Here is a 24,472-nt window from a genome sequence, read left to right as displayed (position 1 = left end):
GTGTCCCGGCCCGCCTGTGCGGCGGGCCGGGACGTGCCGGGTCAGACGGCGGCGATCGCCTCGGCGATGGGGATGTCCCCGCCGACCAGTTCCAGGGTGTGCCCGGCGGTGGCCGGGGCGTACAGCAGGGCGAGCAGCACCCGGGCCACGTCGGCGCGGCTGATCGCGCCGGGTTCGACGTGCCGGGCCAGGGCGATGCGGCCTTCGGGTTCGTCGTCGGTGAGGCGGCCGGGCCGCAGCACCGTCACGTCGAGGTCGCGGGCGGTGACGTCGTCCTCGGCGGCCTTCTTGGCCCGCAGGTACGCCGCCCACACGTCGTCGGCGCCGTTGGCCGGGGCGGCGTCCACGCCCATGGAGGAGACCAGCAGGTAGCGGCGCACCCCGGCCTGGACGGCGGCGTCGGCGAGCAGCACGGCGGCCCCGCGGTCGACGGTGTCCTTGCGGTCGGCGCCGCTGCCGGGGCCGGCGCCGGCGGCGAACACGACCGCGTCGGCGCCGGCCAGGTGACCGGCGAGCGTGTCGACGTCGGTGTGTTCGAGGTCGCAGACGACCGGTTCCGCGCCGGCGGCGCGCAGCGCGGCGGCGTGGTCGGGGTTGCGGATCAGCCCGAGCGCGGTGTCTCCGCGTCCGGCCAGTTCCCGCTCCAGCAGTTTGGCGATCTTTCCGTGCCCTCCGGCGATGACGACGCGCATACGATCAACCTAGCCCGCCCGGGCGCGCCCCGCCGGGTGACCGGCCTCGCCGATCAGCAGGTCGGCGAGGGAGCATGGACGGGTGAGTGAGGCGTTCGAGGAGTTGACGCGGCTGGTGGCCGCCGGTGGTGTGGTGGTGCTCAGCGGCGCGGGCCTGTCCACCGAGTCGGGCATCCCCGACTACCGGGGGCCCAGCGGCGCGGCCCGCCGGCACACCCCGATGACGTATCAGGAGTTCACCCGGTATCCGCTGGCGCGGCGGCGGTACTGGGCGCGCAGCCACCTGGGCTGGCAGATGATCGCGCGGGCGGTGCCGAACGACGGGCACCGGGCGGTGGCCCGGTTGCAGGCGGCCGGGCTGCTCGGCGGGATCATCACCCAGAACGTCGACGGGCTGCACACCGCGGCCGGTGCGACAGGGGTGATCGAGTTGCACGGCCGCCTCGACGAGGTGACGTGCCTGGACTGCGGCAACGCCACCGGCCGCGACGAGCTGCACCGGCGGCTGTCCGAGGCGAACCGGGGCTTCGACGCGCGGGTGGCGCGCGTCAACCCCGACGGCGACGTGGACCTGCCCGACGAGGCGGTGGCCGGGTTCCGCACTGTCGACTGCGGGATCTGCGGCACGGGCATGCTGAAACCGGACGTGGTGTTCTTCGGCGAGACGGTGCCCGCGCCCCGGGTGGCCGACTGTTTCGCCCTGGTCGAGCGGGCGCGGGCGTTGCTGGTGCTCGGCTCGTCGTTGACGGTGATGTCGGGGCGGCGGTTCGTGCTGCGCGCGGCCCGCCACGGCGTCCCGGTGGCGATCGTCAACCAGGGTGTCACCCGCGGCGACGGGTACGCGGCGCTACGCCTGGACGCGCCGCTGGGCGCCACGCTGAGCGCGCTGGCCGACCGGCTGGCTCCGGCTCCGGCTCCGGTGTGATCGTCCCCCGGGACATGAGCCGGAAACACGCCCGCTGGTAGCGTGGAAGATGCCGGTACCACCCACGTGGGAGAGACCGTCGACCCGACGGCGCCGAAGGGGCAGATTCTCCCCGGAACCTCTCAGGCAAAAGGACCACGTGGGCAGGCGCTGTGGAGCGCGTCAGCGCGACTCAGGGGGAGGCCGACCCGTCGACCTCGCCCCACCAAGGAGCGCAGCGCATGACCGCAGAGCAGTTCGCCGGCCGGCACATCGGCCCCGGCCCGGGCGACGAACGCCGGATGCTGGACACCGTCGGTTACGGCTCCGTCGACGAGCTGATGGACGCGGCGATCCCCGAGGTGATCCGCTGGCACGGCACCCTGGACCTGCCGGCCCCGGCCAGCGAGCGGCAGGCGATCGCCGAGCTGCGCGCCCTGGCCGCCCGTAACACCGTCGCCGTTTCCATGATCGGCCTGGGTTACCACGGCACGCACACCCCGGCGGTGATCCGCCGTAACGTGCTGGAGAACCCGGCCTGGTACACCGCGTACACGCCGTACCAGCCGGAGATCAGCCAGGGCCGGCTGGAGGCGCTGCTGAACTTCCAGACCATGGTCACCGACCTGACCGGGCTGGCCACCGCGAACGCCTCGATGCTCGACGAGGGCACCGCCGCGGCCGAGGCGATGACCCTGGCGCGCCGCGCGTCCAAGAGCAGGAGCCCGGTGTACGTGGTCGACGCCGACGCGCTGCCGCAGACCATCGCGGTGATCGCCGGCCGCGCCGAGCCGCTCGGCATCGAGGTGCGGGTCGTCGACGTCGAGCGCGACGACCTGCCGGCGGAGTTCTTCGGCCTGCACCTGCAGTACCCGGGCGCGTCCGGCGCGGTACGTGACCACCGGGCGCTGGTCGAGGCGGCCCACGGGGTGGGCGCGTTGGTGGCCGTCGCGGCGGATCTGCTGGCGTTGACGCTGCTGCGCCCGCCGGGCGAGATCGGCGCCGACATCGCCGCCGGCACCACCCAGCGCTTCGGTGTGCCGATGGGCTTCGGCGGGCCGCACGCCGGCTACCTGGCGGTGCGCTCGGGCCTGGAGCGGATGCTGCCCGGCCGCCTGGTCGGGGTGTCCCGCGACGCCGACGGCAACCCGGCGTACCGGCTGGCGTTGCAGACCCGCGAGCAGCACATCCGCCGGGAGAAGGCGACCAGCAACATCTGCACCGCGCAGGTGCTGCTGGCGGTGATGGCCGGCATGTACGCCGTCTACCACGGCCCGGACGGGCTGCGCGCCATCGCCCGGCGTACCCACGAGGCGGCGGCACGGCTCGCGGCGGGCCTGCGCGCCGGCGGCGTCGACGTGGCCGACGTGCCGTTCTTCGACACCGTCACCGCGATCGTGCCGGGCCGGGCCGCCGACGTGGTGGCCGCCGCGGCCGAGCGTGACGTGAACCTGCGGCTGGTCGACGCCGACCGGGTCGGCGTGTCCTGCGACGAGACGACCACGACCGCGCACCTTCAGGCGGTGTGGGCGGCGTTCGGCGTCGACGGCTTCGACGGCGACGCCGGTGCGAGCCTGCCGGACGGGTTGGCCCGCACGTCGGAGTTCCTCACCCACCCGGTGTTCCACAGCCACCACTCGGAGACGGCGATGCTGCGCTACCTGCGCCGCCTGGCCGACTTCGACTACGCGCTGGACCGGGGCATGATCCCGCTGGGGTCGTGCACGATGAAGCTCAACGCCACCACCGAGATGGAACCGATCACCTGGCCGGAGTTCGCGCACCTGCACCCGTTCGCGCCGGCCGCGCAGACCGCCGGGTACCGGCAGCTGATCGCCCAGTTGGAGGGCTGGCTGGCCGAGGTCACCGGCTACGACGCGGTCAGCGTGCAACCCAACGCCGGGTCGCAGGGTGAGCTGGCCGGTCTGCTGGCGATCCGCGCCTACCACCGCGAGCGCGGCGAGGGCCACCGCGAGGTGTGCCTGATCCCGTCGTCGGCGCACGGCACCAACGCCGCGTCGGCGGTGATGGCCGGCATGCGGGTGGTGGTGGTCGGCTGCGACGCCGACGGCAACGTCGACCTGGTCGACCTCGACGCGAAGATCGACAAGCACCGGGACGCGCTCGCCGCGATCATGGTGACGTACCCGTCGACGCACGGCGTCTACGAGACCGGCATCGCCCAGTTGTGCGCGAAGGTCCACGACGCGGGCGGTCAGGTGTACGTCGACGGCGCGAACCTCAACGCGCTGGTCGGGTTCGCCAAGCCGGGCCGGTTCGGCGCGGACGTGTCGCACCTGAACCTGCACAAGACGTTCTGCATTCCGCACGGCGGCGGCGGTCCCGGTGTGGGCCCGGTGGCGGTGCGGTCGCACCTGGCGCCGTTCCTGCCCGGTGACCCGCTCGGCGCGCGCGCCGAGGGGCGGCCGGCGATCTCGGCGGCGAACCACGGGTCGGCGGGGATCCTGCCGATCCCGTGGGCGTACCTGCGGATGATGGGCGCCGACGGCCTGGCGCGCGCCACCGGCGTCGCGGTCCTGGCGGCGAACTACGTGGCGGCGCGGCTGCGTAACCACTTCCCGGTGCTGTACTCCGGAAACAAGGGCCTGGTGGCGCACGAGTGCATCCTGGACCTGCGTCCGCTGACCAAGGCGACCGGCGTGAGCGTCGACGACGTGGCGAAGCGGCTGATCGACTACGGCTTCCACGCGCCGACGATGTCGTTCCCGGTGGCGGGGACGCTGATGGTGGAGCCGACCGAGAGTGAGGACCTGGCCGAGCTGGACCGGTTCTGCGACGCGATGATCGCGATCCGCGCGGAGATCGACAAGGTCGGCTCGGGGCAGTGGCCGGCGGGGGACAACCCGCTGTCCAACGCGCCGCACACCGCGGCGATGGTGTCCGCCGACGAGTGGCCGCATCCGTACCCGCGGTCGGTGGGGGCCTACCCGGCAGGGGTGGAACGGGCGGGCCGGTACTGGCCTCCGGTGCGGCGTGTCGACGGCGCGTACGGCGACCGGAACCTGGTCTGCTCGTGCCCCGCGCCGGAGGCGTTCGAGGACTGAGCGGCTACGCCGGGGCGGTGGGACTGTCGCCGCCCCGGCCGGGGCGCCGGCCGGTCAGGGCCGGCGCGTACGCTCACTGACGCTGCGTGATGGATCAGGCAACGAGGGCGTGGCGGGCCGGACCCCGGTGCGGGGCGATGGTGCGCCCGTCGGGGAGCAGCTCACCGGTGTCCTCGAAGATGATGACACCGTTGCAGAGCAGGCTCCAGCCCTGTTCAGGAAAGCAGGCGAGGACGCGGGCGGCCTCACGGTCGGTCGCGTCGGCAGAGGGGCAGGTGGGCTGGTGCTGACACATCGGGTTCTCCGGACTGTGGGGGCACTGTGTCATGGTTCACATGACCAGTGACGCACAGTACCAAGGAAAACTGAGCGGCAACGAGCAAGGATGCGTCTTGTTCACCCAGAATGGGCTGAACGGATGACCCGTAACGGCCCGGACGTCGTGGAAGCGCTCCCACAGGTGGAGGTCGATGCGCCCGGAGCGCCGCCCGGCTGCCGCCACCGGCTGGTCGAGGCCGCTCGCCTGCACTGGTCCGTCGGCGACGGCGGGGACCCCACTGATCTGGCGCAACGCTTCCTCGCCGCGCACGGCATCGCCCGCGACGACCTGTCCCGCCCCGGCCACCACGACCCGCAGCGCGGCGTGTGCGGGGCCGCGCTGTATCTGTCCGCCGCCGCCGGGGCGTACGCGATCGGCGTGTCGCCCGGCGCACCGAGTCCCGCGCCGGTGCTGCCCGACCTGGTCGTGGTCGTCTACCACCACACCGGCCGGCCGGTGCCGCCACCGCGCCCGGCCCTCGCGCCCTGGCGGCTGGGGCCGTGGCGGGACAGCTGGGCCCCGGACGCGCACGCCGCCGCCGTCGAGGCGGTCCGCGCCGCCATCGCCCGCGGCGACGTGTACCAGGTGAACGTCGTCGGGCACGCCGCCGCCACGTACACCGGTGACCCGCTGCCGGCGCTGGCCCGCCTCGCCGCGCTGCCCGGCGCCCGCTACGGCGGCACGCTGCGCGGACCCGGCTGGGCGCTCGGCTGCGCCTCCCCGGAGACGCTGATCGCGGTCGAGCACGGCCGGCTGGTCACCCGCCCGATCAAGGGCACCCGCCCGGCCACCGCCGCCGGGCGCCGCGACCTGCTCGCCTCGGCCAAGGAACGCGCCGAACACGTCATGATCGTCGACCTGGAACGCAACGACCTGGCCCGGGTGGCCCGTACCGGCTCGGTGCGCGTCGACGAGCTGTTCGCCGTACGCCGCTGGTGTGACCTGTGGCAGGCGGAGTCGACGGTGTCCGCGGCGCCCGCCGACGGGCTGGGCCTGGCCGACCTGCTGCGCGCGCTGTGCCCCGGCGGGTCGGTCACCGGCGCGCCCAAGCGCGCCGCGCTGGCGCAGATCGCCGCGCTGGAGCCGGTCGGGCGCGGCGCCGGCATGGGCGCGCTCGGCTGGGTCGGGCCGGACCGGCTCGACCTGGGCCTGACCATCCGCACCGCCGCCGCCGACGGGCGACGGCTGCACCTGTGGGCCGGCGGCGGCATCACCTGGGACAGCGACCCCGCCGCCGAGGTCGCCGAAGCCGCCGCCAAGGCCGCCCCGATCCGCGCCCTGCTCGCCGGCTGACGGTCGGCGCTGCGGCTCAGGCGGCGGGGCCGGGCGCGGCGGCGAACGCGTCCAGAGCCGCTACCACCCGCTCGCTGATGCCGTGCCCGCCGCCGTGGCCGCCGGACTCCACGATCTCCAGCCGCGCGTCCGGCCAGTCCCGGGTCAGCAGCCACGCGATGTCCGGCGGCCCACTGACGTCCAGCCGGCCCTGCACCAGCACCCCCGGGATGCCGGCCAGCCGGCCGGCGTCGCGCATCAGCTGACCGTCGGGCAGGAAACCCCGGTTGGCGAAGTAGTGGGTCACCAGCCGGGTGAACCCGAACCGGAACACCGGGTCGGCGAACCGGGGACTCGGCGCGTACCCGCCGGCCAGGGACACGTGCACGTCCTCCCAGTCGCACCAGTCCCGGGCGGCCCGCTCCCGCACAGCCGGGTCCGGGTCGTTGACCAGCCGGGCGTACGCGGCGGACAGGTCACCGTCGCGGTCGGACCCGGGCACGCCGTCGCGGAACCGCGCCCACTCCTGCGGGAAGACCCGCCCCATGTCCCGGGTCACCCACTCGATCTCGCGGCTGGTGTTGGCGACCACGCTGAACAGCACCAGCGCGCTCACCCGATCCGGGTGGCGCTGCGCGTACGCCAGTGCCAGCGACGACCCCCACGACGCGCCGCACAGCAGCCACCTGTCGATCCCCAGGTGTACGCGCAGCACCTCCATGTCGGCCAGCAGATGCGCCGTGGTGTTCACCGACAGGTCGGTGGCCGGATCGGAGGCCGGGGGAGTGCTGCGCCCGCAGCCACGCTGGTCGAACAGCACGATCCGGTAGGCGGACGGGTCGAACAGCCGCCGCCACGACGCGCCCGCCCCGGAGCCGGGCCCGCCGTGCACCACCAGCGCCGGACGGCCGTCCGGGTTGCCGCACGTCTCCCAGTACACGCGCTGCCCGTCCCCGACGTCCAACATGCCGTGCGCGTACGGCTCGATCGGCGGATACATCATTGGCCTCCCCGGGTCAGATACAACAGCGCTGTTACATTAGTGGACGTGACCGCCCCCGACCGCGACGCCCTCGGCACCCTGCTACGCCACGTCCTGGACGTCCTCGACGGCGACGTCGCCGCCGTCCACGACCGGCTCGGCCTCACCGACTACCGGCCCCGCTACTCACCAGTCGTGCGCGCGCTCGTCGCCGACGGGCCGCTGCCCATCCGCGACCTCGCCACCCGTATCGGCGTCACCCACTCCGCCGCCAGCCAGACCGTCGCCCAGATGCGCCGCGCCGGCCTCGTCGACCTGCGCCCCGGCGCCGACGCCCGGCACCGCATCGTCACCCTCACCGGCCGCGCCCGCGCCCTACTGCCCGCCGTCGAAGCCGAATGGGCCGCCACCACCGCCGCCGTGCGCCACCTCGACACCGAACTGCCGGTGCCGCTCGCCGACGAGCTGTACGCCGTCCTCGACGCCCTGCGCCGCCGCCCCCTGCGCGACCGCATCGCCGACACGGGGCTCCTCGACACCCCACCGGACACCCGCGAACGGTAAGCAACGGATAGCCTTCCGGACATGACTATGCGCCCCATCCGGATCATCGGCGACCCCGTGCTGCGCACCCCCAGCGAACCCGTCACCAGCTTCGACGCCGAACTGCGCGCCCTCGTAACCGACCTGATGGACACGCTGCTCGGCGCACCCGGCCGCGCCGGCGTCGCCGCACCCCAGATCGGCGTCAACGCCCAGGTGTTCGTCTACGACGCCGACGGCCACCGCGGCCACATGGTCAACCCCACCGTGGAGGTGTCCGACGAACTCCAGGACGACGAGGAAGGCTGCCTGTCCATCCCCAGCCTGTACTTCCCGACCCCCCGCGCCATGCACGCCACCGCCCACGGCTACGACCAGCACGGCCAACCGCTCACCGTCACCGGCAGCGGCTTCCTCGCCCGCGCACTGCAACACGAGACCGACCACCTGCACGGCCGCCTCTACGTCGACACGCTGCGCGGCGACACCCGCCGCCGCGCCCTGCGGGAGATCCGCGCCGGCCGCTTCGACTCACCCAGCCGCGGCCGCTGACCCCACCCGCCGCGTCAACGCGCACCCCGTGAACCCGGCCACCCGGGTGAACCCCAGCCGCTCGTACAACCGCACCGCCGCGACGTTGTCCGCCCGCACGTTCAACGTCACATGATCCACCGAGGCGCGCAGCCGGGCGCACAACGCCGCCACCACACCCGCCCCCAGACCACGACCCCGCACATCCGGATGCGTCGTCACGTTCCCCAGCGCCGCCACCCGCCACCGCGGCGAGAACACGTGCACCCCCGCCACGGCCACCAGCCGGCCCCGCTCCCGCACCCCCACGTACTGGCCCGTCTCCAGCATCCGCGCGTCGAACCAGTTCCCCGGATACGCCACCGCGTACAACCCGGCCAGCTCCGCCGCATCCGCCGGCCTCAACGGCTCACCCACCGCCGCCACCGAAGCCAGCGCGCCGGGATCCGTCAACGCCATCCGCAGATGCGGCGCCGCCTCCGACACCACGAACCAGCGGCTCACGGTCTCCTCCAGACCGGGGGACAGGTGCGCCCACAACCGTGCCGGCAACACCGGCGCCGCCTCCACCAGCAACGCCGACAACTCCGCCACCCCATCCGGCGCCGCGAACGCCAGCAACGTCGGCAACTCCACCCCGTGATACAGCAACACCACCTGGTCGCCACGCCGGAACCACGACGTGTACGGCCAGAAGAAATCGTCCAGATCACCCAACTGATACGCGTGCAACACCGGATCCCGGCCCAGCAGACCCGCCAGCACCGCCCGATCGTGCTCCGCCCGCACCGCCAGCGCGATCAGCTCGCCATCCACTGGTCGTAACCCAGCCGGGCCACCAGCGCCAGCACCACCACCAGCAACACCACCCGCACGAACCCGGCCCCGCGCTTCAACGCCATCCGCGCGCCCACCGCCGCCCCCACCACGTTGCACACCGCCATCGCCGCACCGAGCGCCCACCACACGTGCCCGGTCAACCCGAACACCACAAGCGCACCCAGATTCGTGCCCGCGTTCACGACCTTCGCCATCGCCGACGCGTGCACGAAATCCGAACCCAGAATCGCCGTGAACGCCAGCACCAGGAACGTGCCCGTACCCGGCCCGATCAACCCGTCGTACAGGGCGATGCCCAGACCGGCCACCGCCACCGCCACGACCATCCGCCGAGGGGTCCGACGCTGCGGCGACGCCACCACACCCAGCGACGGCCGCGCCAGCACGAACACCGCCACCGCCACCAGCACCACGAGCACCACCGGCCGGTACGCGCTGCCCGGCACCGCACCCGCCAACGCCGCACCCAACCCCGCCGTCAGCACCGCCAACCCGGCCGCCGGACCCGCCACCGCCCAGTCCAGCTTCGTACGCCGCGCGTACGTCACCGCCGCCGTCGACGTACCGAAGATCGCCGCCAGCTTGTTCGTGCCCAACGCCGTCGCCACCGGCACACCCGGCGCCGCCACCAGCAACGCCGGCAACAACAACAGGCCACCGCCACCCACCACCGCGTCCACCCACCCGGCGAGAAGGGCAGCGGTCAGCAACGTCGTCAACGACAGGGCATCCACCGCCGCATTCTGCCCACCCCGCCACCAGCGACGAGGCCACCTGTGGCCAGCCTCACCGCCCCCGGCGACGCCGCAACCACACCCCGACCGACCCCACCGCCACGAACACCAGCATCGAACAGCACAACAGCTTCAGCACCCGGCAAGACTCCCACGACGACGTAGGGTGTCCAGGTGCGCCTGGCCACCTTCAACCTGCTGCACGGCCGATCCCTCACCGACGGACTCGTCGACCCCTACCGGCTCACCACCGCCGTCACCGACCTCGACGCCGACGTCCTCGCCCTCCAGGAAGTCGACCGCGACCAGAGCCGCAGCGGCAAACTCGACCTCACCGCCCTGGCCGCGCACGCCCTGCACGCCGACCACCACCGCTTCGCCGCCGCCGTCGTCGGCACCCCCGGCGAACAGTTCCGCCCCCTCACCCACGACGACGACGGCCGCGGCGAACCCCTCTACGGCATCGGCCTGATCAGCCGCTACCCCGTCCGCTCCTGGCAGGTCACCCGGCTGCGAGCCGCCCCCGTCCGCTCACCCATCTACGCACCCGGCCCCGGCGGCGGACTCATCCTGCTCCGCGACGAACCCCGCGTCGTGCTCGCCGCCGTCCTCGACACCCCCCACGGCCCCCTCACCGTCGCCGCCACCCACCTGTCCTTCGTCCCCGGCTGGAACGCCTGGCAACTACGCCGCGTCGTCCGCGTCCTGCGCACCCTGCCCGCGCCCCGGATCCTGCTCGGCGACCTCAACCTGCCCGCCGGACCCGCCGCCGCGCTCACCCGCTGGCAGCCCCTCGCCCGCCGCCCCACCTACCCGGCCGGGCAACCCCGCGTCCAACTCGACCACATCCTCGCCGACCGCCACGGGCTCGACCGGCTGCCACCCGTCACCGCCGTGCACACCCCGCTGGCCACCATCTCCGACCACCGGCCCCTCGTCGTCGACCTCGGCTGACCCTCAGCCCAGCCCGCTCTGCCGCCGCGCCGCCTCCACCGCGTTACGGAACAACATCGCCACGGTCGTCGGACCCACCCCGCCCACCCGCGGCGTGATCGCCCCCGCCACCTGCGCACACGACTCGTCCACGTCCGGCAGCAACCGCCGCCCTTCGTACCGCACCCCACCACCGACCACCACCGCACCCGGACGCACATGCTCCGGCCGGACGATCCCCGGCACCCCCGCCGCCGCCACCAGGATCTCCGCGCGCCGCGTATACCGCGGCCAGTCCGCCACCCCCGTGTGCACCACAGTCACCGCCGCGTTCGCCGTCGGCCGCTTCTGCGCCAGCAACATCGCAAGCGGCCGCCCCAACGTCGCACCCCGGCCCAGAATCACCACCTCCCGGCCCGCCACCGGCACACCGTGGAACGCCAGCAACGCCTCGATGCCCGCCGGCGTACACGGCAACGGACCCGGCAACCCCAACGCCAGCCGGCCCATGTTCACCGGATGCATCCCGTCCACGTCCTTGTCCGGGTCCAGCACCGCCAACGCCCGGTCATAGTCCAGATGCCCCGGGATCGGATACTGCACCAGCACCCCGTGCACCGTCTTGTCCGCGTTGAAATCCGCCAGCACCGCGTGCAGATCCGCCTGCGACGCCGACGCCGGCAGATGCACGTGCGGCGACACGAACCCCAACTCCGCCGCCTGCCGAGACTTGATCCGGATATAGCCCGCGCTGGCGTCGTCGTCACCCACCAGCACCGTCGCCAGCGCCGGCGTCACCCCCGCCGCACGCAGCTCCGCCACCGACCCGGCGACCTCCGACAACACCCGCTCCGCCACCGGGGCACCCGGCAACAACCGCGCAGAAGACATACGACACCTCGCCCGCAGGGGCCCAGGCGGTCGACCCCCACGACGAGCTCCCCGATGGTTCACCCATCCCCGTGCCGCCAGTCGCGTCCCCCTCAGCCTGCCACAGCCTCCGCCGCCACCGCATCCACCACCGTCTGCCACCCCGGCAACGCCGCCAGCAGCCCATCCGCCCGCCGCCGCCGATCCGCCACCGACGCCACACCCAGATCCGCCAGCACCGCACCGAACGCCCGCTCCCGCTCCGGCGCCACCTCGCCCAACACCACATGACACCGCGCGTACGTCACCAGCACCCAGAACATCGCCTCCCGATGCCGCCCCGCCGCGATCAGCTCAGCCGCACCGTCGAACACCACCGGACGCCCCGCCGCACCCAGATCCGCCCCGAACGCGAACCCCTCCCGCGACAACCGCGCCACCTCGTCGAACACCACCGCCAACCCGGCCAGATGCTCCCGCACCCGCGCCGCGTCCAGGTTCACCCCGCCGCCGTCGAGCGTGTCCAGCAACCCCGCATACCGATCCCCGAACCCGAACCTCGACAGCACGCGCTCCGCCCGCACGTACCGCCGCCGCACCGTCGGATCCACCAACCCCGCCACCGCCGGCCACACCGCCAGCAACGACGTCGGAAACACCCACGCCAGCACCTGCTGCGCCACCGGCGCCGAACCGCCGACCGCCCGCAACCCTGCCTCGATCCGCCGCCGCACCCCCGCGCACCGCGCCCGCACCCACACCGGATCCGCGAACCCCGCGGCGACCCGCTCCCGCACCGCGGCCAACCGCCCCGACGGATCCGCGATCACCCCATCGGTACGGAACATCGGCGCGAACACCCACGACCCCAGCACGTCCTCCGGGCCGCCCAACTCCTCCCAGGTGACAGTGCTGATCTCCAGCAGCACCCCCCGGTGCACGAACTTGCCCACCTTCGCGCCGGGCTCCCGGCGCACCAGCAACACGTCCACGTCCGACCACACCGGCAGCACCGCGTCGGCCGGCAACCCCACAGTCGACCCGCTGAACAACGCCCCCTCGATCGACGCATCGGCGCGCATCCGCTCCCGCACCCATTCGACCGCCACCGCCCGCGCCGCACCCACCCGCATCCGGCCGATCCTGCCAGCGCACCAGCCCTCGCGCCGACCGCCACGCGACCGTCACCGCGGCGACGTCAACCCCGACAACGCCCGGTTGGTACGGTTCGCCGCCACCGCCGCCCGCTGCTGACCCGCCGTCACCTCGATGTACGTCTGCGACGACGCCAACGACGCATGCCCCAGCAGCCGCATGATCTCCGCCGCGCTCGCCCCGTCCTCCGCCAGCCGCGTCGCGAACGTGTGCCGCAACGCGTGCAACCGCGCACCGCGCGGCACCCGGTCACCGATGCCCGCCCGCCGGTAACACGACTCCACCAGGTACTGCAGCCCACCCCGGCGCAACGCCTCACCCTGGCGGTCCACCAGCAACGGCGAGTCCGGCCGCACACTGCGCGACCCGAACCGGTACCGCCGGCTGTCCAGGTAACCCGCAAGCACCCGGTCCACGGCGTCCTCGATCGGCACCGTACGCGGCCGCCCACCCTTGCCCGCCACGTCCACCCGCCGCTCGCCGTCGCGCCCGGCCACCGACGACACCCGCAGCGCCAGCAGCTCCGACAGGCGCAACCCCGCGCACAACGCCAGCGCCAGCACCGCCAGGTCGCGCTCCGGCCACGGATCACGCTGCCCGCCCTCCGACCGGGCCACCGCCGCCAGCAGTTCCTCCGGGGTGTCCTCACCCCGCAGCGGCTTGGGCCGGGGGAGAGGCGTGCGGGGACGCCCCACCGCCGGCATCGGATTTCCCGGCACGACACCCTCGGCGACCAGGAACGTGAAGAAGCTGTTCCAGGTCGACCAGGCACGATGGACCGAGGCGGCGGCACGGGGAGCGGCGAACCGCGCGAACGCCGCGCGCATCACCCGGGGGGAGAGGGCGCCGACCGCCAGCCGGTCCAGGGGAGTGGCGTCACCGTCCGCCGCGACCAGTTCGGCCACAGTGGTCAGATCCCTGCGGTACGCGGCCAGGGTGTGGGGGGAGGGCTTACGGGTGGCCCGGGCAGTCAGGAACTCCTCGATCAGAGCGCCCACCGCTTCGTCCGGTTTGTCATGCATAAGGGATATTATGCATGATTCTCGTGTTCCCGCCAGAAGCGCTCACCGGGGGAGAGTGGCGAGACTTCACCATCCGGCCACCGCCCCGCCGGCCGCCCGCCTCGTCGATCATGAAGTTGGCGGCAATCGGTGTCCGCTTTGTCGCCGCCAACCTCATGATCGACGGAGAGCCGGGGCGGTGAGCGGACGTGGCCGGGATAGGTCTGCGTGCGAGGGCGCTCCGGGGTTCGGAGTCGCCGCGCGCGGATGACGGCGCGACCGGCGCCTGTGCCGGTGGGTCAGTGGCCTCGCAGCCTCGGTGCTGATCACCTGAGGCGAGCCCGGCCGCTCGCTGGGTCGAATGAATGTGCCAGCGCCCGCGCGTGACAGCGTTGCAAGCCACGCAAGGAGTAGGCGTCCTATGAACGCACGTCGCTCCTGGCGGTCAGTCCGCTATGGGCGCGTGGGGAGGCCTGTCTCCGCTTTACTTGACATAATGTACATTATCGAATCTTTGAAACCGTGCTCCGGCGAGCCGAGGTGATGACGCGCTGCGCGAGGCCGAGCCGGGCCGCCGGCGGGGCCTGTCCCGCTGAGATCCGGAATGGCGCTCACGCACCGACGTAGTCGGCGAGGTGTTCGCCGGTGAGCGTGGACCGGGCGGCCACCAGGTCGGCCGGGGTGCCTTCGTAGACGATCCGTCCGCCGTCGTGACCGGCGCCCGGCCCGAGGTCGATGATCCAGTCGGCGTGCGCCATGACCGCCTGGTGGTGCTCGATCACGATGACGGACTTGCCGGCGTCGACGAGCCGGTCGAGCAGGCCGAGCAGTTGGGCGACGTCGGCCAGGTGCAGGCCGGTGGTCGGTTCGTCGAGGACGTACACACCGCCCCTGTCCCCCATCCGGGTGGCGAGCTTGAGGCGCTGCCGCTCCCCGCCGGAGAGCGTGGTCAGCGGTTGACCGAGCGTGAGGTAGCCGAGGCCGACGTCGGCGAGCCGGTCGAGGATGGTGTGGGCGGCCGGGGTGCGGGCCTCACCGTCGCTGAAGAACGTCTCTGCTTCGTCGACGGACATGGCGAGGACCTCACTGATGTCGCGGCCGCCGAGGTGGTAGTCGAGGACGGCGGGCTGGAAGCGTTTGCCCTCGCAGTCCTCGCAGGTGCTGGCGACGCCGGCCATCATGCCGAGGTCGGTGTAGATGACGCCGGCGCCGTTGCAGGTCGGGCAGGCGCCTTCGGAGTTGGCGCTGAACAGGGCGGGTTTGACGCCGTTGGCCTTGGCGAAGGCTTTGCGGATGGGGTCGAGCAGGCCGGTGTAGGTGGCCGGGTTGCTGCGGCGGGAGCCGCGGATGGCGGTCTGGTCGACGGAGACGACGTCGTCGCGTTTGGCGAGTGAGCCGTGGATGAGGCTGCTCTTGCCGGAGCCGGCGACGCCGGTGACCACGACCAGGACGCCGAGCGGGATGTCGACGTCGACGTCGCGCAGGTTGTGGGTGCGGGCGCCGCGGATGGGCAGGGCGCCGGTGGGCGTACGCACAGCGGTCTTGAGGGTGGCGCGGTCGTCGAGGTGGCGGCCGGTGGTGGTGTCGCTGGCGCGCAGGCCGGCGACTGTGCCTTCGTAGCAGATGGTGCCACCGTGGGTGCCGGCGCCGGGGCCGAGGTCGACGACGTGGTCGGCGATGGCGATGGTCTCGGGTTTGTGTTCGACGACGAGGACGGTGTTGCCCTTGTCGCGCAGTTGCCGCAGAAGGTTGTTCATGCGGGCGATGTCGTGGGGGTGCAGGCCGATGGTGGGTTCGTCGAAGACGTAGGTGACGTCGGTGAGGGACGAGCCGAGGTGGCGGATCATCTTGGTGCGCTGGGCCTCGCCGCCGGAGAGGGTGCCGGCGGGGCGGTCGAGGCTGAGGTAGCCGAGGCCGATCTCGACGAAGGAGCCGAGGGTGTCCCCCAGTGCTTTGAGCAGTGGGCCGACGGAGGGTTCGCGCAGGTCGCGTACCCAGGTGGCGAGGTCGCTGATCTGCATGGCGCAGGCGTCGGCGATGGTGATGCCGTTGATCTTCGAGGAGCGGGCCTCGGGGGCCAGGCGGGTGCCGTCGCAGTCGGGGCAGATGGTGAACGTGATGGCGCGTTCGACGAAGGCGCGGATGTGGGGCTGCATGGCGTCGACGTCCTTGGCGAGCATCGACTTGCTGATGGCGGGGATGAGGCCGGTGTAGGTGACGTTGATGCCGTCGACCTTGATTTTGGTGGGTTCCTTGTGGAGCAGGTCGTTCAGTTCCCGCTTGGTGTAGTCGCGGATGGGCTTGTCGGGGTCGAACAGGCCGCTGGAGCGGAAGACGCGGCCGTACCAGCCGTCCATGCTGTAGCCGGGGATGGTGATGGCGCCCTCGTTGAGGGAGAGCTTCTCGTCGTAGAGGACGGTGAGGTCGAAGTCGGTGACGGTGCCGCGGCCCTCGCAGCGGGGGCACATGCCGCCGAGGCGGTTGAAGGTGCCCTTCTTGGTCTGGGTCTTGCCGGGGCCGCGGTCGACGGTGATGGCGCCGGCGGCGCGTACGGAGGGGACGTTGAACGAGTAGGCGTTCGGTGGGCCGATGTGGGGGTCGCCGAGGCGGCTGAACAGGATGCGCAGCATGGCGTTGACGTCGGTGGCGGTGCCGACGGTGGAGCGGGGGTCGGCGCCCATGCGTTCCTGGTCGACGATGATGGCGGTGGTGAGGCCTTCGAGGACGTCGACCTCGGGGCGGGACAGGGTGGGCATGAAGCCCTGGACGAAGGCGCTGTAGGTCTCGTTGATGAGGCGTTGGGACTCGGCGGCGATGGTGCCGAAGACCAGTGAGCTCTTGCCGGAGCCGGAGACGCCGGTGAACACGGTGAGGCGGCGTTTGGGTATCTCGACGTCGACGTTGCGCAGGTTGTTCTCGCGGGCGCCGTGGACGCGGATGATGTCGTGGCTGTCGGCGCGGTGCGGGCCGGTGGTGGCCTCGCTCATGGTTTCTCCGTCCGGTGGTGCGGGTGTCAGTCGAGCCAGCGGCCGTCGCGCATCAGGGTGCGGCCGAGCAGTTCGTCGGCTTCGCGCCAGGCTCAGCGCCGCTCGTTGATGCGGATGAGGTTGCCGGTGGGGTCGCGGAAGGCGCAGTCGCGTACGCCGTAGGGCTGTTCGGTGGGTTCCTGCACGACGTCGGCGCCGCTGGCCTGGAGGCGGTCGAACAGGCCGTCGAGGTCGTCGGTGGCGAGGGTGAGCGCGCCGTAGCTGCCCTTGGCGACGAGTTCGAGGATGGTGCGGCGTTCGTCGTCGCTGATGCCGGGGTCGACGGCCGGTGGGTGCAGGACGATGCCGGTCTCGGGCTGGTTCGGTGGGCCGACGGTGAGCCAGCGCATGGTGTCGCCGCGGCCGACGTCGTTGCGCAGTTCGAAGCCGAGGATGTCGCGGTAGAAGACGATGGCGGCGTCGGCGTCGGTGTGCGGCAGGAACGCGTAGTGAATGGTGATCGTCATGGTGGTCACGCTAGTGGTGCCGGCCGGTGCGGGCTTCTCGATTCCTGATCGGTCGGGTGGCTTGTTTGGTCAGGCACGGGGGTGGTTCGGCGGTGTCGAGGGCGTGGCGGGCGCGGTAGGCGCTGGGCGGTTCGCCGACGAGTTCGGTGAAGCGGGTGCTGAAGGTGCCGAGGGACTGGCAGCCGACGGCGAAGCAGACGTCGGTGACGCTGAGATCGCCGCGGCGCAGCAGGGCCATGGCGCGTTCGATGCGGCGGGTCATGAGGTACGCGTACGGGGACTCGCCGTAGGTCTGGCGGAACTTGCGGCTGAGGTGTCCGGCGGACATGTGCTCGCCGCGGGCGAGGGCTTCGACGTCGAGGGGTCTGGCGTATTCGCGGTCGATGCGGTCGCGGACGCGGCGTAGCCGGGTCAGGTCGCGTAGGCGTTGGGCGAACGCGGGGTCGTCGGTGACCGGGGGCACTCGTGCATCTTCGCTGTTCGGCGGCGGGTCGTCCACCTGTTCGAGCGGCGAGTCGCCGCCCGGGTGCACCTGCCGTGCGGGTGCACCTGAGCGGCGGTCAGCGCAGCCGGCGGGCGGTGAAGCGGGTGGGTGGGTCGGCGATGGCGTCCTGGGTGGCGACGAGTTGCAGTTCGCGGGTGCCGGCTTCGAGGGTGGCCTCGAGTACGGCGTAGATCGAGTTGGTGGTGTGTTCCAGCGCGGTCCGGGGTGAGCCGGTGGTGGCGAGGTGGGCGAGGTAGAGGGCGGCGGTGACGTCGCCGCCGCCGTTGGGGGTGATCGGCAGCAGCGGGGTGGTGACGGCCCAGGCGCCGTCGTCGGAGACGGCGACGACTTCCAGGTGGCCGGCGGGCAGGTCGCCGTGCAGGACGCTGGTGACCAGGACGTGCCGGGGGCCGGTGGCGCGGACGGTGTCGACGGCGGCGAGGAGGTCGTCGAGGGTGTCGGTGGTGCGGCCGGCGAGGAATTCCAGTTCGAACTGGTTGGGGGTGACGATGTCGGCACGGGGGACGACGGTGTCGCGCAGGTATTCGGGGATGCCGGGGCGGACGAACATGCCGCGGCCGACGTCGCCCATGACCGGGTCGCAGCAGTAGAGGGCGGCCGGGTTGGCTGCCTTGACGCGGGCGACGGCGTCGAGGATGACGGCGCCGACGGCGGGGTCGCCCTGGTAGCCGGAGAGGACGGCGTCGGCGGTGCCGAGCACGCCACGGTCTTCGATTCCGGCGATGACGTCGGCGACGTCGGTGGGGGCGAGTAGCGGGCCGCGCCAGGCGCCGTAGCCGGTGTGGTTGGAGAAGTGCACGGTCAGGACCGGCCAGACCTCGTGTCGGAGGCGTTGCAGTGGGAACACGGCGGCGGAGTTGCCGACGTGGCCGTAGGCGACCGACGACTGGATGGACAGGATCTTCACCCGGTCATCGTTGCATCCCGGGGCGGGTGTGACGGGCGGTGGTGGGGTGATGACGGGTGGCTGCGGCGGTGACCGTTCGGCTCAGGGTTCGACCGTCTGGCGCGGGGCGGGTTTGGGCACTGCGTGCGGTGGGGGTACGAACCGGGCGTTCTCGCCATCTGGACGGAGGAAGCAACGATGCTTTCCGCACTCGATCGTCGGCACACCGTCGCGCCGCCGGGGTACAGCCGCTGGCTGATTCCTCCGGCGGCGCTGGCGATCCATCTGTGTATCGGGCAGGTGTACGCGACGAGCGTGTACAAGAACTCCCTGATCGCGCATTTCGACACCGGTCAGACGGCGATCGGGGTGATCTTCAGCATCGCGATCGTGATGCTGGGGTTGTCGGCCGCGGTGGCCGGTACGTGGGTGGAGGCGAACGGGCCGCGTAAGGCGATGTTCGTCTCGGCGTGTTTCTGGGCGGCGGGGTTCCTGGTCGGGGCGCTGGGCATCGCGACCGGGCAGCTGTGGCTGCTGTACCTGGGGTACGGGGTGCTGGGCGGCATCGGTCTGGGGATCGGCTACATCTCCCCCGTCTCCACGTTGATCAAGTGGTTTCCGGATCGGCCGGGTCTGGCGACCGGGCTGGCGATCATGGGGTTCGGCGGTGGGGCGATGGTGGCCTCTCCCCTGTCCCGGCAGCTGCTGTCGTTCTACGACTCGGGCTACGACCCGTCGGACAGCGGTTCCACGGCGTCCGGGTCGGCGCTGGTGTGGTTGTTCGTGACGCTCGGCGTCGGCTACTTCGTGATCATGATGTTCGGGGTGTTCAACGTGCGGGTGCCCGCGCCGGGCTGGCGCCCGGCCGGGTTCGATCCGGCCCAGGTGGCCGAGAAGCCGCTGGTGACGACCGCCAACGTGTCGGCGGCCAACGCGGTCAGGACGCGGTCGTTCTGGCTGCTGTGGGTGGTGCTGTTCTGCAACGTGACGGCGGGGATCGGCATCCTGGAGCAGGCCAGCCCGATGATCCAGGACTTCTTCCGCGAGGACGGCACGTCGGTGGTGTCGGTGGCGGCGGCCGGCGGGTTCGTGGGGCTGCTGTCGCTGTTCAACATGGCGGGCCGGTTCGTGTGGTCGTCCACGTCGGATGTGATCGGCCGTAAGCCGATCTACGTGGTGTACCTGGGTGTGGGCATGGTGCTGTACCTGTTCCTGGCGCTGGTGGGGCAGACCGCGACGGCGTTGTTCGTGCTGTTGGCGTGCGTGATCCTGTCGTTCTACGGCGGCGGGTTCGCCACCATGCCGGCGTACCTGCGGGACCTGTTCGGCACGTTCGAGGTGGGTGCGATCCACGGCCGGCTGCTGACCGCGTGGTCGGCGGCGGGTGTGGCCGGCCCGCTGATCGTCAACGGGTTCCTCGACGCGCAGGGCGAGCCGGGCACGTTGACAGCGGCGGCGTACCGGCCGGCGTTGTTGACGATGGTCGGCGTGCTGGCGGTGGGCCTGGTGGCGAACCTGCTGGTGCGGCCGGTGCCAGAGCGCTACCACGAGCCGGCGTCCGGGCGGGACGAGGCAGCACCGGGTGCGACGGAGAGGAGCGGATCGTGAACGAGCGCAGCGGTGGCGGGCAGCAGGTTCGCCTGGTGGTGTCGTGGCTGGTGGTGTCGGTGCTGCTGGGCTACGGGGTGGTGCAGACGGTGATCACGGCGGCGAAGCTGTTCACCCAGTAGGGGACGCGCGGCGGCGGCCCGCGGCGGGAACCCCGGGCCGCCGCCGGGTCAGAGACCGCCGCCGACGCGCAGGACCGCGCCGGTGGTGTACGAGGCGTCCGGGCCGAGCAGGTACGCGATCGCGCCGGCGACCTCCTCGGGTTCCCCGGCTCGGCCCATCGGGATCCGGCCGGCGGCGGTGTCGGGGCGGTCGGGCACGCCGGAGCGGGCGTGGATGCTGGTGCGGATGATGCCGGGGGCGACGGCGTTGACCCGGATCCCTTGCGGCGCGAGTTCCTTCGCCAGCCCGACGGTGAGGGTGTCGGTGGCGGCCTTGACGGCGGCGTAGTGGATGTACTCGCCGGGTGAGCCGAGCGTGGCCGCCACTGAGGAGACGTTGACGATGGCGCCGCCGCTGGTGAGCCGCCGGGTGGCCTGCTGGGCGCACAGGACGTACCCGATGAGGTTGACGTCGACGACCTCGCGCAGGTCGTCGACGCGCAGGTCGGTGAACGGGCCGATCGGGCTGGTGACGCCGGCGTTGTTGACCAGGCCGGTGAGCGGGCCGAGCCGGTCGGCGGCGTCGAAGATGCGGCGTACCTGGTCGGGGTCGGTGGTGTCGGCGGCGACGGTGACCGCACGGCGGCCGGCGGCGCGCACGTCGGCGGCCACCGCCTCGGCGGCGTCGTGGTCGGTGCGGTAGCCGATCACCAGGTCGTGCCCGTCGGCGGCGAGCCGGCGGGCGGTGGCCGCGCCGATGCCCCGGCCTCCCCCGGTGACGACGGTGATGCAGGTCAATGCATCTCTCCCCTCCTGGCGGTACGGGTGACGTTACCGTGGGCGGGGCGTTCCCCGCGCTGGAGAGAGGACGGTCACATGGGGCGGGCGTTGGTGCTGGGTGGCGGCGGGGTGACCGGTGTGGCCTGGGAGTTGGGGTTGCTGGCCGGGCTGGCCGGGCAAGGGCTGCCGCTGGACGAGGCCGATCTGGTGGTGGGCACGTCGGCGGGGTCGGTGGTCGGGGCGCAGGTGTGTTCCGGGACGCCGCTGCGGGAGTTGTACGCGGCCCAGTTGCGCCCGCCGCGCGACGAGGTGCCGGCGCGGCTGGGCGTGGGTGTGTTGACGCGGTGGGCGTGGGCCGGTGGGCGGGGTCGGGACGCCGTGCGGGCCCGGGCGCGGCTGGGGGCGTTGGCGTTGTCGGCGCGTACCCCTTCGGAGCAGTCGCGGCGGGCGGTGATCGCGGCTCGGCTGCCGTCCGGGCGGTGGCCGGCGCGGCGGCTGCTGGTCACCGCTGTCGACGCCGTCTCCGGTGAGTTCGTGGTGTTCGACGCGGACAGCGGGGTGCCGCTCGTCGACGCGGTCGGTGCGAGTTGCGCGGTGCCGGGGGTGTGGCCGCCGGTCACGATCGGTCCCCGCCGCTACGTCGACGGTGGGGTCCGTTCGCCGGTGAACGCTGACCTGGCGGCGGGGTGCGGGCAGGTGGTGGTGCTGGCGCCGACGCGCGCCGCGGTGGGGCCGATGCCGCGGTTGTCGGCGCAGGTGGCGGCGTTGCGGTCGGCAGGGGCGCGGGTGGCGGTGGTGTCGCCGGACCGGGCGGCGCGGGCGGCGATCGGGCGTAACGTGCTGGATCCCGCGCGGCGCGCGGCGTCGGCGCGGGCCGGGTTCGCGCAGGCCTCGGCGGTGGCCGGTGAGGTGGCGGCGGTCTGGGCGTGACGGCCCGCGTCACGTTCGGGCGTCGGCAGGGATGATGCGTGAGCGGCGGGTGAACCGCCGGGCCGCGGCCGGGGCGGTCGTCGGGTCACGCCCCGGGATGTTGCCGGCGCAGGTGCGCGAGCCGTCGGTTGAGGTAGCGCTGTTCGGGGAGGCTGCCGGTCAGGCGGGCGGCGGTGCGGTAGTGCTCGGCGGCCGCCGCCGGGTCGCCGCCCAACTCCAGCAGGTGGGCGCGGACGGCGTGCAGCCGGTGGTGGCCGCGCATCGCCGGGTCGGCCAGCAGCGGGCCGAGCAGTGCCAGTCCGATGGCGGGGCCGTGCGCCATGGCCACGGCGACGGCCTGGTTGAGGGTGACGAACGGGCTGGGGGCGACCCGGCTCAGCATGTCGTAGAGGACGCTGATCTGCAGCCAGTCGGTGTCGTCGAAGGTCGGGGCCTCGGCGTGGACGGCGGCGATGGCCGCCTGGAGCTGGTAGCGGCCCACCGGGCCGTGCGGCAGGGCCCGGCCGAGCAGTGTGACGCCCTCGTCGATGAGGTCGCGGCGCCAGCGGCAGCGGTCCTGGTCGGCGAGCGGCACGAGGTCACCGGCGGCGTCGGTGCGGGCGGGTGAGCGGGCGTGGGTGAGCAGCATCAGGGCCAGCGCGCCGGTGACCTCGGGGTGGTCGGGCAGCGCGGCGTGGACCTGCCGGGTGAGCCGGATCGCCTCCTCGGCGAGTTCGACGTCCAGGAGCTGGTCGCCGGAGGTGCGGGTGTAGCCCTCGCTGAACACCAGGTGGCACACGTCGAGCACGGCGGCCACCCGGTCGGGCAGCGCGTCCGGCGGTGGCATGGTGAACCGGGCGCCGGCCTCGCGTAGCGTCGCGCGGGCCCGGCTCAGCCGCTGGGTCATGGTCCGGGCCGGCACCAGGTAGGCGGCGGCGATCTGCTCCACGCGCAGGCCGGCCACCGCGCGCAGGGTGAGCGCTACCTGTGAGGGGCGGCTCAGCGCCGGGTGACAGCACAGGAACAGCAGGCGCAGCGTGTCGTCGGTGCCGGTCACAGGCGTCTCGTCGAGCGCCGGCACGCGGCCGGCGTCGGGTTGCCGGGCGGCGTCGAGCCGTTCGCGGCGGGTGCGGGCGGTGTCGGCGCGCATCCGGTCGATCAGCCGGTGCGCGGCGACCCGGATGAGCCAGGCCCGGGGTTCGTCGGGCACGCCGGTGAGCGGCCACCGGGCGGCGGCCGCCTCCGCCGCGTCCTGGAGGGCGTCCTCGCAGGCGTCGGGGTGCCCGTAGCGGCGCAGCAGCGCGGCGCGGACGTGCGGCGCCTCCCGGCGCCACACGTCCGCCAGCGTCACATCACTGATCGGAGCCGCCCGGCCACATCAGGGGCCGCAGTTCGACGGTCTCCCCCGGGCCGGCGAACTGCGCGGCGACGGCTTCCGCGCGGGCCTGGTCCGGCACGTCGATGAGGAAGAAACCAGCGAGATGTTCCTTGGCCTCGGAGTACGGGCCGTCGGTCACCAGTGGCGCGCCGTCGCTCCACCGGTACAGCTGTGCGGTGCCGGGGTCGGCGAGCGCCTCACCGACGACCAGCTCTCCGTTGGCGTGCAGCTCGGTCAGCACCTGCTCGAAGTCGGCGTTGAGCCGGTCGCGTACCTCGGCGGGCAGCTCCTGGTGGGCGGCGAGGTAGTCGGAGGTGGGGTGACCCCACGGCTCCGGGTTGGAATGAATCATGATCACGTACTTCACTGTCGGTCCTTCGCGTCGTGCGGCGGTGCCTCTCCGCCGCTCGCCGGGTACGACGGAGCGGGATCGCCGATGTCTACATATCCTCGCGTCATGAGTGACGCGATGGGTGTCGGTGACCTGGTCGAGGATTTCACGCTGCCGGACGAGACGGGCACGCCGCGGCGGCTGTCGGAGTTCCTGGCCGCCGGGCCGGTGGTGCTGTTCTTCTATCCGGCGGCGATGACGCGGGGCTGCACGGCGCAGAGCTGCCACTTCCGGGACCTGGCGGCGGAGTTCGCGGCGGTGGGCGCGTCTCGGGTGGGGATCAGCCGGGACCCGGTGGAGCGGCAGGCGGAGTTCTCCCGCAAGCACGGGTTCGACTATCCGCTGCTGTCCGACGTCGACGGCACCGTGGCGCGGGCGTTCGGGGTGCGGCGGCGGCTGCCGCTGGGCGCGTTGAGCACGCGGCGGATGACGTTCGTCATCGGCACGGACCGGCGGGTGCTCGCAGTGGTGCACAGTGAGCTGAGCATGAACGAGCACGCCGACGCGGCATTGCGGGCCCTCGGGGGCTGATCTTCGTGGTGTCGCAGCCGGCTGGTATCAAGGCTGCGTCAAACAGGTG

At 72.8% G+C, this 24,472-nt stretch carries 26 protein-coding genes and 1 riboswitch; of the genes, 11 read left to right on the top strand and 15 right to left on the bottom strand.

The window, feature by feature from the left end; genetic code table 11:
- Positions 1-41: 41 nt before the first annotated feature.
- Positions 42-692: an NAD(P)H-binding protein gene (locus tag ACFYO8_RS23595; protein WP_355047469.1), complete on the bottom strand. Its 651-nt coding sequence runs from the start codon at positions 690-692 to the stop codon at positions 42-44.
- Between the two features lie 82 nt (positions 693-774).
- Here ACFYO8_RS23595 and ACFYO8_RS23590 point away from each other — a divergent pair, with 82 nt between their 5' ends.
- On the top strand, positions 775-1,617 hold the full coding sequence (locus ACFYO8_RS23590) for an NAD-dependent protein deacetylase (RefSeq protein ID WP_355095417.1): 843 nt from the start codon (positions 775-777) through the stop codon (positions 1,615-1,617).
- Between the two features lie 57 nt (positions 1,618-1,674).
- Positions 1,675-1,765, top strand: a riboswitch (glycine riboswitch).
- A 73-nt stretch (positions 1,766-1,838) separates the two neighbouring features.
- Positions 1,839-4,661 carry an aminomethyl-transferring glycine dehydrogenase gene (gene gcvP / locus ACFYO8_RS23585; RefSeq protein WP_354869327.1) on the top strand — a complete coding sequence of 941 codons (2,823 nt, stop codon included), beginning with the start codon at positions 1,839-1,841 and terminating at the stop codon, positions 4,659-4,661.
- Positions 4,662-4,755: 94 nt separating this feature from the next.
- On the opposite strand, the gene ACFYO8_RS23580 is transcribed toward gcvP, so the two are convergent.
- Positions 4,756-4,956, bottom strand: a complete 201-nt coding sequence (locus ACFYO8_RS23580; RefSeq protein WP_107157847.1) for a DUF5999 family protein — start codon at positions 4,954-4,956, stop codon at positions 4,756-4,758.
- Positions 4,957-5,079: 123 nt separating this feature from the next.
- Here ACFYO8_RS23580 and ACFYO8_RS23575 point away from each other — a divergent pair, with 123 nt between their 5' ends.
- Positions 5,080-6,273: a chorismate-binding protein gene (locus ACFYO8_RS23575; RefSeq protein ID WP_354869331.1), complete on the top strand. Its 1,194-nt coding sequence runs from the start codon at positions 5,080-5,082 to the stop codon at positions 6,271-6,273.
- Between the two features lie 16 nt (positions 6,274-6,289).
- Here ACFYO8_RS23575 and pip read toward each other — a convergent pair whose 3' ends face one another.
- Positions 6,290-7,252, bottom strand: a complete 963-nt coding sequence (pip, locus tag ACFYO8_RS23570; RefSeq protein WP_387257534.1) for a prolyl aminopeptidase — start codon at positions 7,250-7,252, stop codon at positions 6,290-6,292.
- Between the two features lie 48 nt (positions 7,253-7,300).
- On the opposite strand from pip, the gene ACFYO8_RS23565 reads away from it, so the two are divergent.
- Positions 7,301-7,798 carry a MarR family transcriptional regulator gene (locus ACFYO8_RS23565; RefSeq protein ID WP_354869337.1) on the top strand — a complete coding sequence of 166 codons (498 nt, stop codon included), beginning with the start codon at positions 7,301-7,303 and terminating at the stop codon, positions 7,796-7,798.
- Between the two features lie 21 nt (positions 7,799-7,819).
- Positions 7,820-8,329, top strand: a complete 510-nt coding sequence (gene def / locus ACFYO8_RS23560) for a peptide deformylase (protein WP_354869339.1) — start codon at positions 7,820-7,822, stop codon at positions 8,327-8,329.
- Here the strand turns inward: def and ACFYO8_RS23555 are convergent.
- Both ACFYO8_RS23555 and ACFYO8_RS23550 read right to left on the bottom strand, forming a co-directional pair.
- Positions 8,309-9,124, bottom strand: coding sequence for a GNAT family N-acetyltransferase (locus ACFYO8_RS23555; RefSeq protein WP_387257532.1), 816 nt, complete (start codon positions 9,122-9,124; stop codon positions 8,309-8,311). The genes def and ACFYO8_RS23555 overlap by 21 nt on opposite strands.
- Positions 9,109-9,882 carry a TSUP family transporter gene (locus tag ACFYO8_RS23550; RefSeq protein ID WP_354869344.1) on the bottom strand — a complete coding sequence of 258 codons (774 nt, stop codon included), beginning with the start codon at positions 9,880-9,882 and terminating at the stop codon, positions 9,109-9,111. Before ACFYO8_RS23550 ends, ACFYO8_RS23555 begins: the two co-directional genes overlap by 16 nt.
- A gap of 174 nt (positions 9,883-10,056) precedes the next feature.
- Between ACFYO8_RS23550 and ACFYO8_RS23545 the strand changes: the two genes are divergently transcribed.
- The gene (locus ACFYO8_RS23545; protein ID WP_354869347.1) at positions 10,057-10,836 is read left to right on the top strand and encodes an endonuclease/exonuclease/phosphatase family protein; all 780 of its coding nucleotides are present in this window, start codon (positions 10,057-10,059) and stop codon (positions 10,834-10,836) included.
- A 3-nt stretch (positions 10,837-10,839) separates the two neighbouring features.
- Here ACFYO8_RS23545 and ACFYO8_RS23540 read toward each other — a convergent pair whose 3' ends face one another.
- The 3 genes from ACFYO8_RS23540 to ACFYO8_RS23530 all read right to left on the bottom strand — a co-directional run bounded on the left by ACFYO8_RS23540 (position 10,840) and on the right by ACFYO8_RS23530 (position 13,862).
- Positions 10,840-11,706, bottom strand: coding sequence for a tetrahydrofolate dehydrogenase/cyclohydrolase catalytic domain-containing protein (locus tag ACFYO8_RS23540; RefSeq protein ID WP_354869349.1), 867 nt, complete (start codon positions 11,704-11,706; stop codon positions 10,840-10,842).
- Positions 11,707-11,798: 92 nt separating this feature from the next.
- On the bottom strand, positions 11,799-12,818 hold the full coding sequence (locus ACFYO8_RS23535) for a hypothetical protein (RefSeq protein ID WP_354869351.1): 1,020 nt from the start codon (positions 12,816-12,818) through the stop codon (positions 11,799-11,801).
- A gap of 51 nt (positions 12,819-12,869) precedes the next feature.
- Positions 12,870-13,862 carry a tyrosine-type recombinase/integrase gene (locus ACFYO8_RS23530; RefSeq protein WP_387257531.1) on the bottom strand — a complete coding sequence of 331 codons (993 nt, stop codon included), beginning with the start codon at positions 13,860-13,862 and terminating at the stop codon, positions 12,870-12,872.
- Between the two features lie 14 nt (positions 13,863-13,876).
- On the opposite strand from ACFYO8_RS23530, the gene ACFYO8_RS23525 reads away from it, so the two are divergent.
- Positions 13,877-14,044 (top strand): hypothetical protein, encoded by a 168-nt coding sequence (locus tag ACFYO8_RS23525; protein ID WP_355096270.1) that lies wholly within the window; start codon positions 13,877-13,879, stop codon positions 14,042-14,044.
- A gap of 408 nt (positions 14,045-14,452) precedes the next feature.
- On the opposite strand, the gene ACFYO8_RS23520 is transcribed toward ACFYO8_RS23525, so the two are convergent.
- The 4 genes from ACFYO8_RS23520 to pdxY form a co-directional block, all read right to left on the bottom strand.
- Positions 14,453-16,828, bottom strand: coding sequence for an ATP-binding cassette domain-containing protein (locus ACFYO8_RS23520; RefSeq protein ID WP_387190098.1), 2,376 nt, complete (start codon positions 16,826-16,828; stop codon positions 14,453-14,455).
- A gap of 92 nt (positions 16,829-16,920) precedes the next feature.
- Positions 16,921-17,334, bottom strand: a complete 414-nt coding sequence (locus ACFYO8_RS23515; protein ID WP_355047566.1) for a VOC family protein — start codon at positions 17,332-17,334, stop codon at positions 16,921-16,923.
- 10 nt (positions 17,335-17,344) lie between these two features.
- Positions 17,345-17,797 carry a helix-turn-helix transcriptional regulator gene (locus ACFYO8_RS23510; protein WP_354869358.1) on the bottom strand — a complete coding sequence of 151 codons (453 nt, stop codon included), beginning with the start codon at positions 17,795-17,797 and terminating at the stop codon, positions 17,345-17,347.
- Between the two features lie 97 nt (positions 17,798-17,894).
- Positions 17,895-18,746: a pyridoxal kinase PdxY gene (pdxY, locus tag ACFYO8_RS23505; RefSeq protein ID WP_354869360.1), complete on the bottom strand. Its 852-nt coding sequence runs from the start codon at positions 18,744-18,746 to the stop codon at positions 17,895-17,897.
- A 177-nt stretch (positions 18,747-18,923) separates the two neighbouring features.
- Here pdxY and ACFYO8_RS23500 point away from each other — a divergent pair, with 177 nt between their 5' ends.
- Positions 18,924-20,333 (top strand): OFA family MFS transporter, encoded by a 1,410-nt coding sequence (locus ACFYO8_RS23500; RefSeq protein WP_354869362.1) that lies wholly within the window; start codon positions 18,924-18,926, stop codon positions 20,331-20,333.
- Entirely contained in the window at positions 20,330-20,455 is a 126-nt protein-coding gene (locus ACFYO8_RS23495; RefSeq protein ID WP_354869363.1) for a hypothetical protein, read from the top strand. The genes ACFYO8_RS23500 and ACFYO8_RS23495 overlap by 4 nt, the downstream gene beginning before the upstream one ends.
- A 48-nt stretch (positions 20,456-20,503) precedes the next feature.
- On the opposite strand, the gene ACFYO8_RS23490 is transcribed toward ACFYO8_RS23495, so the two are convergent.
- The gene (locus ACFYO8_RS23490; RefSeq protein WP_355047567.1) at positions 20,504-21,232 is read right to left on the bottom strand and encodes an SDR family oxidoreductase; all 729 of its coding nucleotides are present in this window, start codon (positions 21,230-21,232) and stop codon (positions 20,504-20,506) included.
- A 78-nt stretch (positions 21,233-21,310) separates the two neighbouring features.
- On the opposite strand from ACFYO8_RS23490, the gene ACFYO8_RS23485 reads away from it, so the two are divergent.
- The gene (locus tag ACFYO8_RS23485; RefSeq protein WP_355047568.1) at positions 21,311-22,144 is read left to right on the top strand and encodes a patatin-like phospholipase family protein; all 834 of its coding nucleotides are present in this window, start codon (positions 21,311-21,313) and stop codon (positions 22,142-22,144) included.
- An 85-nt stretch (positions 22,145-22,229) separates the two neighbouring features.
- Here ACFYO8_RS23485 and ACFYO8_RS23480 read toward each other — a convergent pair whose 3' ends face one another.
- Together ACFYO8_RS23480 and ACFYO8_RS23475 are read right to left on the bottom strand one after the other, a co-directional pair.
- Positions 22,230-23,474 (bottom strand): RNA polymerase sigma factor, encoded by a 1,245-nt coding sequence (locus tag ACFYO8_RS23480; RefSeq protein ID WP_387190090.1) that lies wholly within the window; start codon positions 23,472-23,474, stop codon positions 22,230-22,232.
- 1 nt (position 23,475) lies between these two features.
- Positions 23,476-23,868 (bottom strand): YciI family protein, encoded by a 393-nt coding sequence (locus tag ACFYO8_RS23475; RefSeq protein ID WP_355047569.1) that lies wholly within the window; start codon positions 23,866-23,868, stop codon positions 23,476-23,478.
- Positions 23,869-23,958: 90 nt separating this feature from the next.
- Between ACFYO8_RS23475 and ACFYO8_RS23470 the strand changes: the two genes are divergently transcribed.
- On the top strand, positions 23,959-24,423 hold the full coding sequence (locus tag ACFYO8_RS23470) for a peroxiredoxin (RefSeq protein ID WP_354869374.1): 465 nt from the start codon (positions 23,959-23,961) through the stop codon (positions 24,421-24,423).
- Positions 24,424-24,472 lie beyond the last annotated feature (49 nt).

The sequence above is a fragment of the Micromonospora sp. NPDC005257 genome (assembly GCF_042872445.1).
In the GTDB taxonomy this organism is placed as follows: domain Bacteria; phylum Actinomycetota; class Actinomycetes; order Mycobacteriales; family Micromonosporaceae; genus Micromonospora.
This window is presented reverse-complemented; position numbering and strand designations above follow the sequence as displayed.

Excerpts from the sequence above, each read along its gene's own strand:
- ACFYO8_RS23595 (WP_355047469.1), bottom strand. The coding sequence starts at position 692 with ATGCGCGTCGTCATCGCCGGAGGGCACGGAAAGATCGCCAAACTGCTG.
- gcvP (WP_354869327.1), top strand. The coding sequence starts at position 1,839 with ATGACCGCAGAGCAGTTCGCCGGCCGGCACATCGGCCCCGGCCCGGGC.
- ACFYO8_RS23580 (WP_107157847.1), bottom strand. The coding sequence starts at position 4,956 with ATGTGTCAGCACCAGCCCACCTGCCCCTCTGCCGACGCGACCGACCGT.
- ACFYO8_RS23575 (WP_354869331.1), top strand. The coding sequence starts at position 5,080 with ATGACCCGTAACGGCCCGGACGTCGTGGAAGCGCTCCCACAGGTGGAG.
- pip (WP_387257534.1), bottom strand. The coding sequence starts at position 7,252 with ATGTATCCGCCGATCGAGCCGTACGCGCACGGCATGTTGGACGTCGGG.
- def (WP_354869339.1), top strand. The coding sequence starts at position 7,820 with ATGACTATGCGCCCCATCCGGATCATCGGCGACCCCGTGCTGCGCACC.
- ACFYO8_RS23540 (WP_354869349.1), bottom strand. The coding sequence starts at position 11,706 with ATGTCTTCTGCGCGGTTGTTGCCGGGTGCCCCGGTGGCGGAGCGGGTG.
- ACFYO8_RS23535 (WP_354869351.1), bottom strand. The coding sequence starts at position 12,818 with ATGCGGGTGGGTGCGGCGCGGGCGGTGGCGGTCGAATGGGTGCGGGAG.
- ACFYO8_RS23530 (WP_387257531.1), bottom strand. The coding sequence starts at position 13,862 with ATGCATGACAAACCGGACGAAGCGGTGGGCGCTCTGATCGAGGAGTTC.
- ACFYO8_RS23525 (WP_355096270.1), top strand. The coding sequence starts at position 13,877 with ATGATTCTCGTGTTCCCGCCAGAAGCGCTCACCGGGGGAGAGTGGCGA.
- ACFYO8_RS23520 (WP_387190098.1), bottom strand. The coding sequence starts at position 16,828 with ATGAGCGAGGCCACCACCGGCCCGCACCGCGCCGACAGCCACGACATC.
- ACFYO8_RS23515 (WP_355047566.1), bottom strand. The coding sequence starts at position 17,334 with ATGACGATCACCATTCACTACGCGTTCCTGCCGCACACCGACGCCGAC.
- ACFYO8_RS23500 (WP_354869362.1), top strand. The coding sequence starts at position 18,924 with ATGCTTTCCGCACTCGATCGTCGGCACACCGTCGCGCCGCCGGGGTAC.
- ACFYO8_RS23485 (WP_355047568.1), top strand. The coding sequence starts at position 21,311 with ATGGGGCGGGCGTTGGTGCTGGGTGGCGGCGGGGTGACCGGTGTGGCC.
- ACFYO8_RS23470 (WP_354869374.1), top strand. The coding sequence starts at position 23,959 with ATGAGTGACGCGATGGGTGTCGGTGACCTGGTCGAGGATTTCACGCTG.